Origin of the sequence: Paenibacillus jepli, from assembly GCF_047238105.1 — a bacterium.
Taxonomy (GTDB): Bacteria; Bacillota; Bacilli; order Paenibacillales; family Paenibacillaceae; genus Paenibacillus_D.
This window is the reverse complement of record NZ_JBDFMD010000001.1, coordinates 1,700,001-1,717,455: the sequence shown is the minus strand read 5'-3', so window position 1 is coordinate 1,717,455 and position 17,455 is coordinate 1,700,001. Positions and strand designations below refer to the sequence as shown.

The window sequence follows — 17,455 nt, the reverse complement described above, 5'->3', positions numbered from 1 at the left end:
CCCCTAGGCTAGCCCCCGTGCGAGTCTTATTTGAGGATTTCTAGCTGGATGTGGCAGAAGCGCCTTCCTGCCTAAGTTCGGCCAGCTTGCCGGCCATCCACTTGTTTTGCTCCCGGGTCATCCGGAGCATCTCATTTAAGGCTGCGCTGATACGGACCTGATCTTTGGAAGCGATAGCCGCGTCAAAGGCGCGGTGCACTTCCCTCACTTTTGTACGCTGAGCTTGCCAATTTGACGGCTGTTTCGTTTTGCGGGCTTCCTTCCACTTCTGGCGCGCCTCCGGCGATAGTCCCGAGATCGCCTGATGAAGCTCGGTACGCAGCTGGGTTGCTTCCTTCAGCACCGGTTCCCACGCTTTGGCCGTGTTCGGAGCGTATTTATCGACCAGCAGCTTCAGGTACATCTCGTGATGGGCTGCCCCCTGCAGTCCCCAGTCATGATGGGGGCGTCGGGTGCGGTGCTCGTGACGCTCGCCTTCTTGCTCTTCCTGGCGCGGGTGATCCTCCACGGGTGAGGCGATATGGACGGCATGGACGAGACTTTCCGGAGCAGCGGCCTGTGAAGGAGAGGCATCATAGCCCGCCAGGCCAACGCTGAGGCCGAGCATGGCGATGCCGACGATAAATCGTCTGCTTGCTTGCATATTGTGATCCCTCCAAATCGACTGTGTAATGGTGTGTGTCCACCTGTTATTAGCATGCACTTATGCAGAGGAAATATTAGGTCGTCTGCATCAGTATAGGAACCACTAGAAAAAAATATTACCTTATGGTAGACAGCTCCAGAAATTTCTGGTAATATAGCCTCATCAAAGATTTACATATTCATACTAAATAAGCAACGGCTATGCGAAGAACGCAAGCAAGGGACTATACCCCTGCTGCGTTCTTTTTTTGTTGCTTGCATGAGGGAGGCGTCATGAATCGTAGAAGAAATGTATTGATCAGTCTGCTGGCCGCCGTACTATCTGGCGTGCTCGTGTACAGCATTTACGTACTCCAGTTGAAGCAGATCGAACTGCAGGAGACCGTTCAGATCATCGTGCCCAGCCGTTTTGTCGCTACGGGTGAGCAGCTCACGGCCGATATGCTGACTACCAAGTGGATCGCCAAAGCCTCTTATGAGCAGGAGATGATCCTGAGTGCGGCGGAAGTGGTCAGTCTGGAGACGGCGGTGCCGCTCGGAGAGGGCGAGCCGATCCTGTCCTGGAAGGTCAGTCCCTACCGTTTGCTGCCGAAGCGGGACGAATCCACCTTCCAGATCCCCCGGGACTATGTGCTTAGCGTGTCCAACGGGATCCGGGCCGGGGACCGGGTCGTGCTCTACATCTCAGGCGAGGAGACAGCTTCCTCCCGATTGTTTGACCAATTGGTTACTGTTGCCTCGGTGAAGACCTCCGGCAATCTGGAGGTGGATGATCCGAAGAATCCTAATATCCTCTCACTGGCCAACGGCGACCGCGAGAAGATGTATGCGTCGCGGCGCGATGCCAATGCGATGATCGACTACGTCAATCTCAACCTGACGGAAGAGCAGTGGCTGCGCATCGACCAGCTGTGCAAGCAGGGCGGACACAAGCTGGTCATCGCCTACAGCCCGATGTCGCTGGACTCGGTGCGGCCGCAGCAGACGGGAGGGCAGCCATGAGCAGCATGGGATATCACGCCTTAACTGTTATTACGGGCACGACGCCCAACATTGGCACCTCGGCCGCAGCATTCGCGACCGCAGCTCAGGTCGCCAGGCTGAGCGGTCAGCCGGTCGGCCTGCTGTGCCTCAATCTGAAGAGCGCCAAGCTGCACAGATATCTGGGCGTCGATCGTCCGGCCGTGACCCTCGATTCGCTTCGGCCGGAGCTCCGCTCCGGGACGCTGACGGCGGACAAGCTCAAGAGGGCAGCCTATACGCCTCCCGCTTGCCCGGGGGTGTCCGTCCTGTTCGGCAATCTGATGCGGGATCAGGCTGAGTTTTTTGCCCCGGAGGATATAGAGCATCTGCTCACAGTGGCTAGGGAAGCCTACCGGCTGACGCTGGCTGATGTCAGCGCCTACTGGGACAATGCGGCGACGATCACGGCGATGCGGATGGCCGACTCGCGGCTGGTCGCCACAAGCAGTGCGCTGTCCAGTTTTCAGGAAGACGGCCAGCGCTGGATCGGTCAGGTCGCGCCGTTGTTTGGGATCACAGCCGCTGGAATGGAAGGCATTGTCATACACCCACCTTGGAAGAACGGAGGTTTTCCTGTGAAAGATATTCGCAAAGAAACCGGACTGAATGTCGTGGAAGAAATGAAAATCTCAGAATCGCTATTGTCTCAGCTGGATAGCGGGCGCCTGGACACCTGGATCGCTTCGGATCAGCAAGGGAAACAGACGATGCGCCGAACGGCCGAGCATCTGATGGCGAAGCATGTGATTGCCGGAAAGTCAGGGATGAACGGACAGCCATGGTATCGCAAGCTGATGAGCCACCGCAACGAGGTAGGCTCATGAAGCGGCTGGATGAGGGGCGGTTCTCCCCGTCGGCCTATGCGACGCAGCTGCGGATGGATCCGCAGGACAGCCCTGTAGAGGCTAGGTCGCCGCAGGCCGCAGATCAGGAGTTCCAGGCATTGGCCGAGGACATCCGCAACTATCTGGCGACGCCTCGCGGCTCGTCGGAAGAGGAGCGGCGTTCCTACAGCGAGCGTCTGAACCGCGCCGTCCTAGGTTTCCCGGAGGAGCGGTCTGAGCTGCTGGCGGTCATCGATGACCGGCTGATCCGTCAGCGCATCCATCAGCTGCAAGGCTACAGCCATCCCTACCAGTCGCTGGCTGAAGCTCTGTTTGCCGAAGTGATCGGGCTGCACGTGCTCGAGCTGGTGCTGCAGCACAAGGAAGGGCTGGAGGAGATTCAGGTGGTCGGCACCCGCATCTATGAGATCAGGGACGGCAGAGCAGTCTTGTCTCCCTATGCGTTTGATTCTATCGCTGAAGTCGAGCGCATCCAGCAGAATCTGGTCCTCTACAACAACGACCGGATCAATCCCCGCAAGCGGTGGGCCGAGGTGATGCTCACGGACGGATCGCGGGTGACGATGACGGGCTTCGGCTTCACTTCGGAGCCGACGCTGACCCTCCGTTTTTATACGGTGCGTCATTTCGATCTGCCGCTGCTGTGCGAGCCGGACAAAGCGACGATGAACGAAACCGTCATGCATATGCTGCTGGCCCTGCTGGAAGCCCGCTTTAACCTGGTGGTGATCGGACCGACCAACAGCGGCAAGACGCACCTCATCAAGGCGCTGATCGCCTCTCTTCCGGATGAAGAGCGGATCATCACGATCGAGACCCGGCTGGAGATGATGCTGCGGCGCGACTTCCCCCGCAAGAATATCGTCGAGTACGAGGCGGACGAAGAGGACGAGGCCCATAAGGCTGCCCAGGCCTTCAAGCTGGCGCTGCGTCAGTCGCCGCAGCGGATCGTCCACGCCGAGATCCGGGACGAGGATGCCAATATCTACGTCCGCGCCTGCACGCGAGGGCACTCGGGCAGCATGACGACCGTCCACGCCAATGAGCTGGAAGACGTGCCCGAAGCCATCACCGACATGTGCATGCTCGACGGCCGTTCGATGAATCCCGAGCGTCTCAGCAAGCGGATCACCCGGTATGTGACGCAGATCGGCATCGAGATGCGACAGAGCGGAGGCAAGCGCCGGGTTTACCGGATCGGCGAGCTGCAGTGGGAAGACGGGCGCGTCCGGGTACGGGACTGGGCTCGGTATGACGAGGGCAGCCGGAGCTGGAACTATCCGGATCGACCTTCGCGACAGGCGGAGGCGAGGCTGCAGTCGGCGCCCAGCTGGGCGCGCGTGGGAGCGGCAGCCGGATGACCCCGTGGCTCTGGCTGGCAGCCGCCGTCCTCTTCCTGCTGCTGCTGATTATGCTCCAGCGCATCATGCTGCTAATGGCCGAGCAGGAGCAGCGCACCGACCGTCTCCTCTACCGTCAGCGGGCCAGGTGGAGCGTGAAGCTGATGGGGCTGCTCACGGCCAACCGCCGCCTCGCAAGCCATCTCTCCGATGCGCTCGAGGCGATGCGCTGGCCGCTGGGGGCGGGGGGCTTCCTGCTCCTCTCCTGCATGATGCTCCTGTGTGGTCTCGCGGTTGGCGGGATCCTCTTCCAGAGCATCAAAGGCGTTCTGCTGAGCGGAGGATTGGCAGGCGCAGCGCCGTACCTGTGCCTGCGGATGCTGCTGACGCATCGACAGCTCCAGACCCGGATGGATTTCCTGCCGGCGGTCGAGCTGTTCTATCAGTGCTATCTCATCAGTGGCGGCAGGCAGATCAAGATCGCGCTGCAGCGGACCGTAGAGGAGCGCCGCATGCTGGGCGAGATGCAGCACATTTTCGAGCAACTGCAGCGCAATCTGTCGGTGCGGGGCGATGACGAGGCCTCGCTGCGGATTTTTGCCGGCGCGCTCGGACACGTGTGGGGTGATTATTTTGCCCAGATCATGCGTGTTGCGCTGGCCGAGGGACACCCGGTGGCCGACAATCTCAAGGAGCTGATCACGGATATGCGGAAGGCCCGCCGGGCCAATCAGCAGGAGCGCAACCGGCTGCTCGAGATCCGGATCGCCAACTTCTCGCCGGTTGTCTTCCTGGCGCTCTTCGTCGGCATCAACTTCCGGTACAATCCCGAGAGTGCTTATTACTACTACGTGTTGGATCCCCATGGCCGCGACCTGCTGCTCAATGCTGCGGTACTGATCTGTCTGTCATTTGTGATGGGGCTGTGGCTGTCCCGCAAGAAAATGTAAAGGAAGTGAGGCTATGCATGCCGAGATGAGCCGGCTCGTCCTCTGGGCGGCGCTGGCTGGTCAATACGTCACCGGCTTCATCTGCGCGGCCGCGCTGCTGAAGGCGCTGGCCGAGCGCCCGCCCCGCTGGCTGCACGCGATGCAGCAGAGCTGGCGCCAGCGGGAAGTGCCCGAGCGCTGGCTGCGGCTCTGGGGCCTCTCCCGGGAGAGCGCTTCGTTCCGCACGTACGAGACGATGCTCGGCGGTCTGAATTTCGGTCTGGATCCGGCCATCTATCTGATGTTCCGGCGGGCAGCGCTCACCGTGATACCACTGTTCGCCGGATTGATCGCGCTTGGCCGGGCGCTGGTGCCCGTCTCGCCATCCTGGCTCTATATCGCTCTGGCGGCAGCCGCATGCCTGTACGGAATGATCGTCTGGGACAAGCCGTGGCTGGAGTCGCTCCAGCGTCTTCGGGCCCAGCGGATCACCCGCGAGATCTACCTCATCAGCACGCAGCTGCTGTATCTGTCGGGCTCGTCGCTGCATATCCATACCAAGCTGATGCGCTGCCTGCCTTATGCCCGGGCGATCCGAGGCGATCTGGAGCGGCTGCTGGCGGAGTGGTATCAGGATGCGGATGATGCACTGCGGCGATTCAAGCTGCGGCTGGGCACCGATGAAGGGATGACCTTTGCCGAGACGATCAGCTCGCTGCGGCTCCATGAGAGCGAAGAGTATTACCGTTTGCTGCGCGAGCACATCCAGGATTACAAGGAGAAGATCGAGTTGGTGCGGGAGAGCCGTAAGGAATCGGCCTCTTATCTTCTATTCCTGCTGGCGGGTTTGCCGATCCTGTACATGTTTCAGATCTTCATCCATCCGTGGGTCCAAGAAGGCCAGAAGCTGTTCGAGAGTCTCAATTAGTTGCTAAGGAGGTGAGAGATGCATGCGCAATATACTGATGACTGTAATGATGCTGGTAGTCGTGATCCTGCTGTTCAACGCCATCATCACGCAGGATAACACGGGGACGCAGGCCCAGATCCAATCCCAGGGCAACACGGCCAATACGAGAATCGGCTCGATGCTGCCTTAATAGTTGAACGGCTTGAGCAGGAGGAGGAATAGATAGTGCGGTCCATTCTAATATCCGTGATGATGGTCGTCCTCGTGATTGTCATCTATGATTCATTTGGCAGGACGGATCAGGGCGCTCAAGAGGATGTCAGGCAGTGGGGCGGGCGCTTCGGACGCGCGGTTCGGGAGATCGATCCATGAAGACGCTGCTGATGTTCGTCCTGCTGGCTTCGACAATGTGCTGGTTCATGTTCTCCCCGATCTACAAGCATGTGTTCATGGTGCGGCAGGCGGTACTCCAAAAAGAAGTCGACTACATGCTGGAGGTGGGCGCTGCCGGAAGCTACGGCTATATCGATGGCGCGATGGTCGCCGCTTCGCGTGAACGGTTGTCCGCCTATGGCATGGATGCGGATCGGGCCGAATACGAAGTGAGCTCCAGCAGCGGGCTGACCGCCACCAATCCGGCCGCTCCGCTGCTGCGGGGCACCGGTCTTATCCTGACGATCCGCTACCCGTATGAGCGTCTGTTCGAGATCGACCGGCTGATCGGTCTGACGCCCCCGAAAGTCCGGACACCCGGATGAGCGCCTCTGGCATGAAGATGAGCGAGTATGTGCCCTGATCTCGCGCCGGGATGAGATGCAGCGATGAGGAGGGGAGAAGATGTACAAGCTGCTGCTGTTTATCTTGTTTATGGTTGTCTGGACGCTGCTGCAGGCAGTGCAGACGGATGGGGAGCTGGCGATACAGACGCTGTTTCAGGGCAAGCATGCGGTCAACCGCGCGGCCCATGCCGCTGCCCAGCAGTTGGACTCTGCGGCCTTGGCCGAGGGCTGGATCCGTATCGACGAGCATGCCGCTGCAAGCGCCGCAAGGGAGTATCTCCACTACAATCTCAAGCTGGACGGGGCTGGTCAGCCGTTGACGGGTTCTTCCTTGCGAGAGCCGGTACGTATCGTCGTGCTGGAGGTGATTAATAGCGACCGGGAATTTCCCTACACCTACCGAAACCCTCAATACGATTATGAAGTAACCTTGCAGCGTCCGGGAGTCGTGGTCATCGCCCATGTCCCGTACACCCGGGCATTTCGGGTCATCGATCCGATCGCATGGCACATCAAAGGAACCGCAGAGCTCGTAACGAGTTGACGGCAGGGGAACATAACTGGTGTAATGAGGGCATAACCATTGGTAGGAGGAGATGCTTTGTGTACACCAGGCTTCCCGCGGAGGAAAGCAATGATCGAATCGAGCGGCTGCAGGCAGCTATGGTCGAGCAAGGGCTGGATGGCTGTCTCATTACCCAGAATGTCGCCATCTACTATCTGACGGGCTCGATGCAGACCGGTTATGTGTTCGTGCCGCAGGAGGGCCGCGCCACCTACTACGTACGGCGCAGTGTTGGGCGGGCCGAGCAGGAATCAAATATTCAGGTCGAGCCGATCGGATCCTTCCGTACGTTCGGCCGCACGCTGGCTGCCCGGTATCCTGCCAGCTTCGCCAGCGGCCGGAGGGCCAAGATCGCTACAGAGCTGGATGTGCTGCCGGCGCAGTTGTATCTCAAGCTGTCATCCGTGCTCCAGACCGCTGCCGAGGACGGGGTGGAGCTGGTCGATGGGTCAGCGATCCTGCGCCGTCTGCGAATCGTCAAGTCAGCATATGAGATTGAGCGGATCGAGCAGGCGGCCGCTGCCCTGGCGGAGTCGCTGGACATCGCCCTGGCGTCGCTGCGCGAGGGCGTGACCGAGCTGGCCTGGATCGCTGTACTGGAGCACGAACTGCGGCAGCGCGGGCATATCGGCCTCATGCGGATGCGCGGCTACAACCAGGAGATCATGACCGGGATGGTCGGCGCGGGGGCGTCTGCGGCCGAGCCCAGTTATTTTGACGGCCCTGCCGGCGGACGCGGACTCGGTCCGGCAGCGCCGCAGAGCGTCAGCCGCTGGCCGATCCGCGCGGGCGAGCCGATTCTGATCGATATTGGCTGCTGCATCGACGGCTACGTCATCGACCAGAGCCGCACCGCCGTAATCGGCGAGCTGCCGGACGATCTGGCAGCGGCGTACCGCATGGCCGAGTCGATCATCCGCCGGACGGCGGAGCGACTGCGTCCGGGAGTGCGGCCCTCCGAGCTGTATGCCGAAGCATTGACGATGGCTGGTCAGGCCGGACTCGCTGATCATTTTATGGGCTATGGCGCGGATCAAGTGCGTTTCCTCGGCCATGGGATCGGCCTGGAGATCGATGAGTGGCCGGTACTGGCGGCAGGTTTTGATGAGCCGATGGCAGCAGGCACCGTGGTGGCGGTGGAGCCCAAGTTTACCTTCCCTGGCCGGGGTGTCGTCGGCATCGAGAACTGCTATCTCATCACGCCGGACGGGGCGCGGGCGCTGACGCAGACGCCGGAGGAGCTTATCCGCATCGCTCCTTGAGCAGATCCCGAACTTAAATGCACAGCTTGAATTGGACACGTCTATCATTTTTTAGTAGGATAGTGTCATAGAGCTTGTGAACCTGCATTCATAGTTTCTTGAGCTGCTAGAGGTTAGGGGGCATACATGCGATGTGGAAGCTGGGTCAACGTGTCATCGTCATATCGGATCAGTTCGAACAACACCTCCCGGTCGGGGAGTATGGGTATATAATCGCTTATGACCGCAATCAGGACAATGCATTCGATTATGTCGTGCGGATCCCGAAGGCGAACAAAAATTTCTTCGTGCCGGCAGCGGACCTGGAGCTGGAGGAAGTGCTGCTCCAGCAGGAAGCGGAGCGCATCGAGCGCGAGGCGTTGATCGACTACGCTTTGGCTACGCGCAACGAAGAGCTGTTCAACTGGATTATGAATGGCGAGGACGAGGCGGAGGAAGAAGAGCAGGAGGTGCCCCAGGACGGGCAAACCCGTGAAGACTTCATCCGTCAGATTAATTTGAAGGCGTGGATCTAGCTAGATCCAGTGCCGAGTGATCAGGAAGCTTCCCGTGCAGGGGAGCTTCTTTTCATGTCAGCCGGCCGAACAAGATGGTTTGAGGCGTCTGCGGCCCCGCTGTCTGCCGGACCCAGCGTGTTGCTCCTGCCAGGGTTTCGTCATTGAGTTGCCGCCAGCTCTGGGCTATAATAGGAAGAATGAGCAATTGTGCAAACGTGGAAGGAGGCAGATAAGAGATGAGCATTACGAACCAGGACGTCGAGCATGTGGCCAAGCTGGCCCGGCTAGAATTGACTCCAGAGGAGACCGAGACCTTCACCGAACAGCTGAGTGCGATCTTGAAATACGCCGAGAAGCTGGGCGAGCTGGATACGACAGGTGTTGAACCGACGACGCACGTACTGCCGATCACCAATGTGATGCGAGAGGACGAGGTCCGCGAGTCGACAGGCACGGAGCAGGCGATGAAGAATGCGCCGGACGAAGAGGACGGGCAGTTCCGGGTGCCGGCTGTATTGGAATAATCATAGCGGAGGATGAAGGGAGGAGCTCAAGTTGGCTTCGATTTTTGATATGCGGCTGCAAGAGGTACATAACAAGCTGCGGGACAAGGAGCTCTCGGTAACGGAGCTGGTGGATGCGTCTTATGCTCGCATCGGCAGCACCGAGCCGGAGATTAAGGCATTTATTACCCTGGATGAGGACGGCGCTCGCACGGAGGCAGCCCGGTTGGATGGGCAGATCGCCGAGAGCGGCGAGCTGGGGCTGCTTTTTGGTCTGCCTGCAGGGATCAAGGATAATATTTCTACCGAGGGCTTGCGGACGACATGCGCCAGTCAGTTCCTGGATAATTTCAATCCAATTTACGATGCGACCGTGACCCGGAAGCTGAAGCAGGCGCAATCCGTGACGATCGGCAAGCTTAATATGGACGAGTTCGCCATGGGCGGCTCCAATGAAAACTCCAGCTATCATGCCACTCGCAACCCATGGAACCGTGAGCGCGTCCCGGGCGGGTCGAGCGGCGGCTCTGCGGCAGCTGTAGCGGCTGGTCAGGTCTATTTCTCGCTGGGCTCGGATACCGGCGGATCGATCCGCCAACCGGCATCGTACTGCGGCGTGGTGGGTCTGAAGCCGACGTATGGCCTGGTATCGCGCTTTGGCCTCGTGGCTTTTGCTTCGTCGCTCGACCAGATCGGACCGATCACCAAAAATGTCGAGGATGCTGCGTACGTCCTGCAGGCGATCGCCGGCTACGATGAGATGGACTCCACCTCGGCCAACGTCTCGATTCCCGATTACGTCAGTGCCCTCAGCGGCGATGTCAAAGGACTGCGGATCGGCGTACCGAAGGAATACCTGGGCGAAGGCATCGACAGTCAGGTGAAGGAAGCGGTCCTGGCCGCCCTCAAGGTGTATGAGGATCTGGGGGCAACCTGGGAGGAAGTGTCGCTGCCGCATACCGAATATGCCGTCGCGACGTATTATCTGCTGGCATCCTCGGAAGCTTCGTCCAATCTGGCACGCTTCGATGGCGTGCGTTACGGCGTGCGGGCGGACAACCCGGACAACCTGATCGACCTGTACCGCAAATCCCGCAGCCAGGGGTTCGGCCCCGAGGTGAAACGCCGGATCATGCTGGGCACGTATGCGCTGAGCTCCGGCTATTACGACGCTTACTACCTGAAGGCACAGCAGGTCCGCACACTCATCAAGCGGGACTTTGACCAGGTGTTCGAGCGCTTCGACCTGATCATGGGACCGACTGCGCCGACGACCGCCTTCCGGATCGGCGAGCAGATCGGCGATCCCTTGACGATGTATCTGAATGATATCTGCACGATTCCGGTCAGCCTGGCAGGCGTGCCGGCGATCAGCGTCCCTTGCGGACTTGCGGATGGACTGCCGGTCGGCCTGCAGATCATCGGCAAAGCTTTTGACGAGTCCACGGTGCTGCGGGCAGCGCATGCCTATGAGCAGCATACCGGACACCACACCTTGCGTCCGCAACTGTAAGAGGTTGTTCAAAAAGCCCGAACGCGCTCGATAGGGCGACGCAATCCACCCATAGCAGGAGGAACGAGAATAATGTCTGAGACATCCAAATATGAAACGGTAGTCGGACTTGAAGTCCATGTGGAGCTGCACACGAAGAGCAAGATTTTTTGCGGCTGCTCCACGTCCTTCGGAGCGCCGCCGAACAGCCACACCTGCCCGATTTGCCTGGGGCATCCCGGCGTGCTGCCAGTGCTGAACAGGCAAGCGGTGGAGTATGCCATGAAAGCTGCGATGGCGCTCAATTGCGAGATCGCATCGGAGAGCAAGTTCGACCGCAAAAACTATTTTTATCCGGATTCGCCCAAGGCGTATCAGATCTCCCAATACGACAAGCCGATCGGCGAGCACGGCTGGATCGATATCGAAGTAGACGGCCAGACCAAGCGGATCGGCATCACCCGTCTCCATCTGGAGGAGGACGCCGGGAAGCTGACGCATGTCGACGGCGGCTACGCGTCGCTGGTCGACCTGAACCGGGTCGGCACGCCGCTGGTGGAGATCGTCTCCGAGCCGGATATCCGGACGCCGGAGGAAGCCAAGGCCTATCTCGAGAAGCTGAAGGCGATCATGCTGTACTGCGACGTATCGGATGTGAAGATGGAGGAAGGCTCGCTGCGCTGCGACGCCAACATCAGTATCCGCCCTTGGGGGCAAGAGAAATTCGGTACGCGCGCCGAGCTGAAGAACATGAACTCCTTCCGCGGCGTACAGCGTGGTCTGGAATACGAACAGTGGCGTCAGGCCGAAGTACTGGATAGCGGCGGAGAAGTCGTCCAGGAGACAAGGCGCTGGGATGAGGCGCAAGGCAAGACGATCTCCATGCGCGGCAAGGAAGAAGCGCATGACTACCGCTACTTCCCGGATCCGGATCTGGTGCGTCTGACGATCGGCGAAGACTGGAAAGAGCGTGTCCGCGCGTCGATCCCCGAGCTGCCTGATGCCCGCAAATCCCGTTATCAGGCGGACTATGGGCTGTCGTCCTATGACGCCGATGTCATCACGGCCTCGATGAAGCTGGCCGATTTCTTCGAAGAAAGCTTGCAATATACGAAGGATGCCAAGTCCGTGGCCAATTGGATCATGGGCGAGCTGCTCGGCTATCTGAACACCAACAACCTGGAATTGGCCGACGTGAAGATCACCGGTCAAGGCCTTGGGGAGATGATCGGCTTGCTGGAAAAAGGCGTGATCAGCGGCAAAATTGCCAAGACTGTATTCAAAGCGATGCTGGAGTCCGGCAAGCTGCCCCAGAAGATCGTCGAGGAGCAAGGGCTGGTACAGATCAGCGATGAGGGAGCGATCCTGGAGATCGTCGACCAGGTGATCGCCGGCAACCCGCAATCGGTCGAAGACTACAAAGCTGGCAAAGAAAAAGCGATCGGCTTCCTTGTCGGACAAGTGATGAAGGCTTCCAAAGGCAAAGCCAATCCCGGCTTGGCCAACAAACTGCTGGTCGAGCGGCTGAATGGCTGAGACCTGTCGAAAACGGTTATGAACCTCGCCGTTATGGTTAAAAATACAAGAGAGATATGATTCTGCTATCTACTTGGCTTGTATTTCTCCGGAATGAAACTTGCTGCGCCGTATGCTTACGAAGCCAGTTTTGCTTTGCAAAACTCTTAGGCGAAGCCGTTTCACCTTGTCTTAAACCGTCATGTGACTTGTAAAAAGGCATGGCGGTTTTATTCTACCCATATGTATATAGTTATGTGGAGAAGTCCCATTTGAGGAAGGGGAGGAGTGCCTGTGGAGCTTGTTGCTGACAGCCCGTGGTACATTAGCGAATATGAAATATTGATCCGTCTATTGATTGCCGTCCTGCTGGGCGGACTGATCGGCTTCGAGCGGGAGCACTCCAATCATCCGGCAGGACTGCGCACCAATATCCTGGTCTGCCTGGGCTCCTGCTTGCTGATGTTGTTATCCATCTATGGTTTTTCCGAGTTCGTCAATGAAGGCAATGTCCGACTAGATCCTGCTCGTCTGGCTGCCCAGGTCATCACGGGGATTGGTTTTCTCGGCGCCGGCACGATTCTTTTCACGGGGAAAGCAATTACGGGACTGACTACGGCAGCGACGCTCTGGGTCGTCTCTGCGATTGGACTGGCGGTAGGCGCGGGTTTTGTTTATGCTTCTATATTTTCTACTGTGATGGTCCTCATCATCCTGTGGGCGCTCAACAAGATGGAAAAACGGTTTCTCAGAGGCAAGCAAGAACACTTGCTGGTCATCCGTGCGGCAGAGCAGGGCGTAATCATGGAGACAGTCACCACCCTGCTGACCAAGCGCAATATTATGATTCGCAAAGCGTCTATCGTTGATCACGCTGATAAAGAACTGCTGATGCCTGATTATATGCTTCATCTGAAAATCACGCTGCCCAGCGGCGAATCGCCCTGGATGCTCGTGGACGAGATTAAACGGCTCGACGGCATACGGGCGGTGAGCCTCGATTAATGACCCACACCGATAACGATTCGCAGCCAGTCCCTAAGCGCCGGCTTCTGTCAGGTCTGTTTGGGGCTATGCTGCCGGGAGGCGGCCAACTCTATTTGGGCGATGTCACCAAAGGCCTGCTCTTGCTTGCAGCAGCCATCCTGGACGCGACGGCTGCCGTTTACTATGCCAATGCCGCCGGCGGAAGACACCTGCTGCTGATCGTCTATCTGGTGCTGCTGCTTCCGGTTCTATATGGCTACAGTGTCTATGACGCCTTGCAGCTCGCAGAAGCAGAGAGCAACATCAAGCCGTACCGGAAGACTCTTGCGATGCGATATGGTCAAGTAGTAGTTTTGATCCTTATCGCTGCGTGCATCATCCTGTTGATTCGTGCTCCCTCAGGGGCATCCGGCCCGCTTCAGGCCGCCGGGGATGCGGCGCCTTCCGTGATGACAGCTATGATATCAGGATTCTTAATCTGGCGCTTGTCCAGAGGCAGCTGGCCGTTTGGCAGGGGGACGGGAGCGCTGGTTCTGCTGCTTACTGCGTTCACCCTGGCGGCAGATCGTGTGCTGAAGCTGCCTAATGCTGAGACGATTTATAGCTATTGGCTGACTTGGTGGCCGCTTGTGTTCGTGCTGCTCGGTCTTGAGTGGACAGCGCTTCGTCTTCGTAACGCCCGTCGATATCGGTTGGATGCGCCGGCACTACTGACAGCAGCCGTTGCATTCACAGCAGCCTTAGGCGTCGCCCACTATGCCGACCTGCCCGTGCGATGGCTGGACCAATGGGCAGCGGAGCATCGTGAATTCGCAGGCTACACCGGAGAGACGGGATACTCCTACGAACTGGAGCCTATCCTGCTGGAAGCGGAAGCGTGGGCAGAGCTTCGAGTCGACAATGACAACGGGACAATCACGCTGAAGAGCGACGATTCCTCCCAGCTCCGTATAGAGGCTGTCGTCTGGATCGATCTGCCTGATGAGGAAGCGGCCCGTGCAGTTGCAGAGCGTTCGGCAATCCGGGTTAGCGGAGATGAAGCACTTGTCATCCAGACGGAAGGAGCCGGGTATGGGCCCGAGGAAGGGTGGAAGCCGCGGATCAATGTGACGGTTACGATACCGCTCCCCGCTGATCAGGAGAATCCCGGTCCACTTGCGGTGTTCCTGAGGGGTACGGCGGGCGATATCTCGGTTCGCGATATCGCAGCCCCGAAAGGTTTGCACATCGAGAGAGTTTACGGTGAGGTGAAGACAGTCGGTACAACCGGTCCGCTGTATATCTCGACACGCAACGGCAGTATCGAGGCCTGGGATGTTTCCGGCAGCGCAGAGCTCCGCGGAGCTAACGGCCACATCGAAGCCGGCAATGTTACAGACGATCTGACGATCGTTACCGTGAACGGCGATCTTCGGATCAGCGAGTTGGGCGGGGCGCTGGATGCGCAGACTAAGCACGGTGAGATCGAGGTCGAGGAAGCGGCGGGAGCGGTGGTTGCGGATACGCTGAATGGGGAGATTCGGATTCGCAGCAGCCGCGTAGGCGGGAGCTGGCACCTGGACAGCGCGATCGGCAACATCACCGCTGCGCTGCCGAGAGAAGGGGATTACATCGTATCGGCGACCGTCACATTCGGCGAGATCCATTCGGAGCTTCCCTTATTCCAGTCCGGCAATCATGCGGCAGGGTCTGTGGGAGACGGCGAGCATCCGGTGCGTCTCCGGGGCAATAGCAGCATTTCCTTGCATTACTATGAATAGCCCAAAACGTCCGTTACATTGACAAAGTGTAAAAACTGCACGTAAAATAGTAAGTAACTACTGAGAAAGGCGGGAGGACGATGGGGACAAGTGTTCAGCAAGCATTAGAGCAATTGAAGTTGACCGGCGTCCGGATGACCCCGCAGCGCCATGCGATATTGACCTATTTGATGGATTCGACGACTCACCCGACAGCAGATGAGATCTACAAGTCACTCTCACCGAATTTTCCCAGTATGAGCGTGGCTACGATTTATAATAATTTGCGGTTGTTCGTAGAGGCTGGTCTGGTTCGCGAATTGACCTACGGTGATGACTCGAGCCGTTTCGATGCCGACCTGACTGATCATTACCACGCGATCTGCAAGTCATGCGGGACAATCGTCGACTTTGATTATCCGCCTCTCATTGAGGTGGAGCAGGTTGCTTCCCGGGAGACCGGTTTTGTCGTAGAAGGTCACCGGATGGAGATTTATGGTCTCTGTAAGAAGTGCAACACTGTGAAAATCCAATAAGCGGCAAGAAGAAGACCGTATAGCGGGTGGACGTCTCAGGCAGTCCGCCCGATTGTACGATCTTTTTTATTGCCATTCGACAGACATGTTAAGCGTATGCTTACGATGCTAGTTTTCCTTCGGAAAACTTTTAGGAGGGATGAAGTGGAGACGGTTCGACTCCAGCAAAGACATCGACGGAAGGGCAGAGCCTTCAGAGGCTTCTTGCTCATATGCATCGCAGGTATCGTCTTGTCGGGCGGTTACCTCGGCTGGTACTATCTTATACCCAACCCGGAGCGGATCGTCCCGGACTATGAATATGAGCATCCTATCATGTATCAAGGCGAGGAGTTGGCGTTCGGGGCACTGATGGAGGGCGGTTCAGCCAAGCTGCCGATCGAAGCGGTTGAGCTGGTGATGGCCTTGGACGAGCCTATTCGTTACGAGGCGGACAGCGGAAGCGTCATCATGACGACTGCAGACAAGGTGCTGCACCTGACGAAGGATAGTCTGATGGCAAGTCTGAATCAGCAGCCGTTCGAGCTGGCGTTTGCCCCCCAGGAAACGGAAGGTCACGTCTACCTTCCGATTACACCGCTTGAGGAGCTCTACGGGCTGCGAGTGTATTATCACGAGACGACTGGCGTGGTTACGCTGCAGACGCCAGGGATGAAGATCCAGCATGCAGCAGCTGCCAGAGACAGTGCGGTTCGCAGCGGACCATCGATCCGAGAGCCTGTGCTTGAGCCCGTGCTTGCCGGTCAAGAGGTTCGGGTCTGGCAGGAGGCTGACGGCTGGTATCGAGTCCAAGGTCGAACGGGCTATGTTGGCTATGTTCCCAAGCGGGATCTAAGCCTGACGACGACGGAGACTGTACCCGAACCGGAGCGCGGAGAAATATTTATCCCGTGGCAGGAGGACGGAACGCGTATCAATCTCACATGGGAGGCTGTCTACTCCCGCAACCCGGATACGGCAGCGATCCCTGCCATGCCGGGAGTCAATGTCGTGAGTCCCACCTGGTTCGAACTGACAAGCGGTGATGGCCAGATCAACAGCAAGGCGGATCCAGGTTATGTGGCATGGGCTCACAATCGCGGGTATCAGGTATGGGCGTTGTTCAGTAATAGCTTTAACCCCGACTTGACGACCGAAGCCTTGGCCAGCTATGAGAACAGACTGACGATGATCAAGCAGCTGCTCGCCTATGCCGAGATGTATCAGCTGCAAGGGATCAATATCGATTTTGAGAATGTCTATACAGCAGATAAGGACAATTTAATCCAATTCGTACGGGAAATGACGCCGCTGCTGCATGAACAGGGACAGGTCGTCTCCATCGATGTCACACCCAAGTCAAACAGCGAGATGTGGTCGGCATTCCTGGACCGCGAGGCGCTGGCCCGATCGGTTGACTATATGATGCTGATGGCCTATGACGAGCACTGGGCGTCTAGTCCTGTTGCTGGATCAGTTGCATCGCTGCCTTGGGTAGAGCGGTCGATCCGGCGCCTATTGGAAGAGGATGACGTTCCTCCGCACAAGCTGATTCTTGGCATTCCGCTGTATACGAGGGTATGGACGGAGCAGCAGCGGGAGGACGGATCGGTCGAAGTGAGCTCGCGTGCCATCGGTATGGAGACCGCCGAGCAGTTGCTCGCCGATCGGGGGCTGCAGCCGGAGCTGGACCCTGCTGCCGGACAGCACTATGTCGAATATGAAGAAGACGGAGCGAGGATGCGGATCTGGCTGGAAGACGGCACCTCTGCCAGAGCTCGCGTCCAGCTCGTCAAGAAGTATGATTTGGCTGGCATTGCTTCTTGGCAGCGGGGGTTTCAGAAGCCTCAAATCTGGGAGGTGCTCGATCAGGAGCTTCAGGAGCAGCCTTGAGGATTGCAGCAATTAT

General features: G+C 58.2%; 19 protein-coding genes. 18 read left to right on the top strand and 1 reads right to left on the bottom strand.

Translation table 11 applies throughout. From position 1 onward, the window contains the following. Positions 1–40: 40 nt before the first annotated feature. Positions 41–643, bottom strand: a complete 603-nt coding sequence (locus tag ABC336_RS07795; protein ID WP_413238113.1) for a hypothetical protein — start codon at positions 641–643, stop codon at positions 41–43. A gap of 275 nt (positions 644–918) precedes the next feature. Between ABC336_RS07795 and ABC336_RS07790 the strand changes: the two genes are divergently transcribed. From ABC336_RS07790 to ABC336_RS07705, 18 genes are all read left to right on the top strand, one after another. Continuing rightward, positions 919–1,647, top strand: coding sequence for a CpaB family protein (locus tag ABC336_RS07790; protein WP_413238112.1), 729 nt, complete (start codon positions 919–921; stop codon positions 1,645–1,647). Beyond that, on the top strand, positions 1,644–2,492 hold the full coding sequence (locus ABC336_RS07785; RefSeq protein WP_413238111.1) for a CpaE/TadZ family protein: 849 nt from the start codon (positions 1,644–1,646) through the stop codon (positions 2,490–2,492). Before ABC336_RS07790 ends, ABC336_RS07785 begins: the two co-directional genes overlap by 4 nt. After that, the gene (locus ABC336_RS07780) at positions 2,489–3,874 is read left to right on the top strand and encodes an ATPase, T2SS/T4P/T4SS family (protein WP_413238110.1); all 1,386 of its coding nucleotides are present in this window, start codon (positions 2,489–2,491) and stop codon (positions 3,872–3,874) included. Before ABC336_RS07785 ends, ABC336_RS07780 begins: the two co-directional genes overlap by 4 nt. Beyond that, positions 3,871–4,803 (top strand): type II secretion system F family protein, encoded by a 933-nt coding sequence (locus tag ABC336_RS07775; RefSeq protein WP_413238109.1) that lies wholly within the window; start codon positions 3,871–3,873, stop codon positions 4,801–4,803. Before ABC336_RS07780 ends, ABC336_RS07775 begins: the two co-directional genes overlap by 4 nt. 13 nt (positions 4,804–4,816) lie before the next feature. Beyond that, positions 4,817–5,710, top strand: coding sequence for a hypothetical protein (locus tag ABC336_RS07770; protein ID WP_413238108.1), 894 nt, complete (start codon positions 4,817–4,819; stop codon positions 5,708–5,710). A 22-nt stretch (positions 5,711–5,732) separates the two neighbouring features. Beyond that, positions 5,733–5,882, top strand: coding sequence for a hypothetical protein (locus ABC336_RS07765; protein ID WP_413238107.1), 150 nt, complete (start codon positions 5,733–5,735; stop codon positions 5,880–5,882). 35 nt (positions 5,883–5,917) lie between these two features. Further along, complete coding sequence (locus tag ABC336_RS07760; protein ID WP_413238106.1) at positions 5,918–6,064, top strand: hypothetical protein; 147 nt, start codon at positions 5,918–5,920, stop codon at positions 6,062–6,064. Then, positions 6,061–6,450, top strand: coding sequence for a hypothetical protein (locus ABC336_RS07755; RefSeq protein ID WP_413238105.1), 390 nt, complete (start codon positions 6,061–6,063; stop codon positions 6,448–6,450). The genes ABC336_RS07760 and ABC336_RS07755 overlap by 4 nt, the downstream gene beginning before the upstream one ends. A gap of 79 nt (positions 6,451–6,529) precedes the next feature. Beyond that, entirely contained in the window at positions 6,530–7,015 is a 486-nt protein-coding gene (locus ABC336_RS07750) for a hypothetical protein (RefSeq protein WP_413238104.1), read from the top strand. A 59-nt stretch (positions 7,016–7,074) separates the two neighbouring features. After that, positions 7,075–8,298 carry a M24 family metallopeptidase gene (locus tag ABC336_RS07745; RefSeq protein ID WP_413238103.1) on the top strand — a complete coding sequence of 408 codons (1,224 nt, stop codon included), beginning with the start codon at positions 7,075–7,077 and terminating at the stop codon, positions 8,296–8,298. 131 nt (positions 8,299–8,429) lie between these two features. Beyond that, entirely contained in the window at positions 8,430–8,813 is a 384-nt protein-coding gene (locus ABC336_RS07740) for an ATPase (protein WP_413238102.1), read from the top strand. Between the two features lie 218 nt (positions 8,814–9,031). Continuing rightward, positions 9,032–9,319 (top strand): Asp-tRNA(Asn)/Glu-tRNA(Gln) amidotransferase subunit GatC, encoded by a 288-nt coding sequence (gatC, locus tag ABC336_RS07735; RefSeq protein ID WP_413238101.1) that lies wholly within the window; start codon positions 9,032–9,034, stop codon positions 9,317–9,319. Positions 9,320–9,368: 49 nt separating this feature from the next. Continuing rightward, positions 9,369–10,811: an Asp-tRNA(Asn)/Glu-tRNA(Gln) amidotransferase subunit GatA gene (gatA, locus tag ABC336_RS07730; RefSeq protein WP_413242464.1), complete on the top strand. Its 1,443-nt coding sequence runs from the start codon at positions 9,369–9,371 to the stop codon at positions 10,809–10,811. Between the two features lie 72 nt (positions 10,812–10,883). Continuing rightward, on the top strand, positions 10,884–12,326 hold the full coding sequence (gatB, locus tag ABC336_RS07725; protein ID WP_413238100.1) for an Asp-tRNA(Asn)/Glu-tRNA(Gln) amidotransferase subunit GatB: 1,443 nt from the start codon (positions 10,884–10,886) through the stop codon (positions 12,324–12,326). Positions 12,327–12,599: 273 nt separating this feature from the next. After that, positions 12,600–13,310 (top strand): MgtC/SapB family protein, encoded by a 711-nt coding sequence (locus ABC336_RS07720; RefSeq protein ID WP_413238099.1) that lies wholly within the window; start codon positions 12,600–12,602, stop codon positions 13,308–13,310. After that, a complete protein-coding gene (locus ABC336_RS07715) occupies positions 13,310–15,052 on the top strand; it encodes a DUF4097 family beta strand repeat-containing protein (protein WP_413238098.1) in 1,743 nt (580 codons plus the stop codon). Before ABC336_RS07720 ends, ABC336_RS07715 begins: the two co-directional genes overlap by 1 nt. A gap of 80 nt (positions 15,053–15,132) precedes the next feature. Beyond that, positions 15,133–15,567: a peroxide-responsive transcriptional repressor PerR gene (gene perR, locus ABC336_RS07710; protein ID WP_413238097.1), complete on the top strand. Its 435-nt coding sequence runs from the start codon at positions 15,133–15,135 to the stop codon at positions 15,565–15,567. A gap of 144 nt (positions 15,568–15,711) precedes the next feature. After that, the gene (locus tag ABC336_RS07705; RefSeq protein ID WP_413238096.1) at positions 15,712–17,439 is read left to right on the top strand and encodes a glycosyl hydrolase family 18 protein; all 1,728 of its coding nucleotides are present in this window, start codon (positions 15,712–15,714) and stop codon (positions 17,437–17,439) included. Positions 17,440–17,455 lie beyond the last annotated feature (16 nt).

Bases quoted from the DNA above. Each gene is read 5' to 3' on its own strand.
- ABC336_RS07715 (WP_413238098.1), top strand. From the start codon at position 13,310: ATGACCCACACCGATAACGATTCGCAGCCAGTCCCTAAGCGCCGGCTT.
- gatC (WP_413238101.1), top strand. From the start codon at position 9,032: ATGAGCATTACGAACCAGGACGTCGAGCATGTGGCCAAGCTGGCCCGG.
- ABC336_RS07765 (WP_413238107.1), top strand. From the start codon at position 5,733: ATGCGCAATATACTGATGACTGTAATGATGCTGGTAGTCGTGATCCTG.
- perR (WP_413238097.1), top strand. From the start codon at position 15,133: ATGGGGACAAGTGTTCAGCAAGCATTAGAGCAATTGAAGTTGACCGGC.
- ABC336_RS07780 (WP_413238110.1), top strand. From the start codon at position 2,489: ATGAAGCGGCTGGATGAGGGGCGGTTCTCCCCGTCGGCCTATGCGACG.
- ABC336_RS07785 (WP_413238111.1), top strand. From the start codon at position 1,644: ATGAGCAGCATGGGATATCACGCCTTAACTGTTATTACGGGCACGACG.
- ABC336_RS07755 (WP_413238105.1), top strand. From the start codon at position 6,061: ATGAAGACGCTGCTGATGTTCGTCCTGCTGGCTTCGACAATGTGCTGG.
- ABC336_RS07795 (WP_413238113.1), bottom strand. From the start codon at position 643: ATGCAAGCAAGCAGACGATTTATCGTCGGCATCGCCATGCTCGGCCTC.
- ABC336_RS07750 (WP_413238104.1), top strand. From the start codon at position 6,530: ATGTACAAGCTGCTGCTGTTTATCTTGTTTATGGTTGTCTGGACGCTG.
- gatB (WP_413238100.1), top strand. From the start codon at position 10,884: ATGTCTGAGACATCCAAATATGAAACGGTAGTCGGACTTGAAGTCCAT.
- gatA (WP_413242464.1), top strand. From the start codon at position 9,369: ATGCGGCTGCAAGAGGTACATAACAAGCTGCGGGACAAGGAGCTCTCG.
- ABC336_RS07740 (WP_413238102.1), top strand. From the start codon at position 8,430: ATGTGGAAGCTGGGTCAACGTGTCATCGTCATATCGGATCAGTTCGAA.
- ABC336_RS07770 (WP_413238108.1), top strand. From the start codon at position 4,817: ATGCATGCCGAGATGAGCCGGCTCGTCCTCTGGGCGGCGCTGGCTGGT.
- ABC336_RS07790 (WP_413238112.1), top strand. From the start codon at position 919: ATGAATCGTAGAAGAAATGTATTGATCAGTCTGCTGGCCGCCGTACTA.
- ABC336_RS07775 (WP_413238109.1), top strand. From the start codon at position 3,871: ATGACCCCGTGGCTCTGGCTGGCAGCCGCCGTCCTCTTCCTGCTGCTG.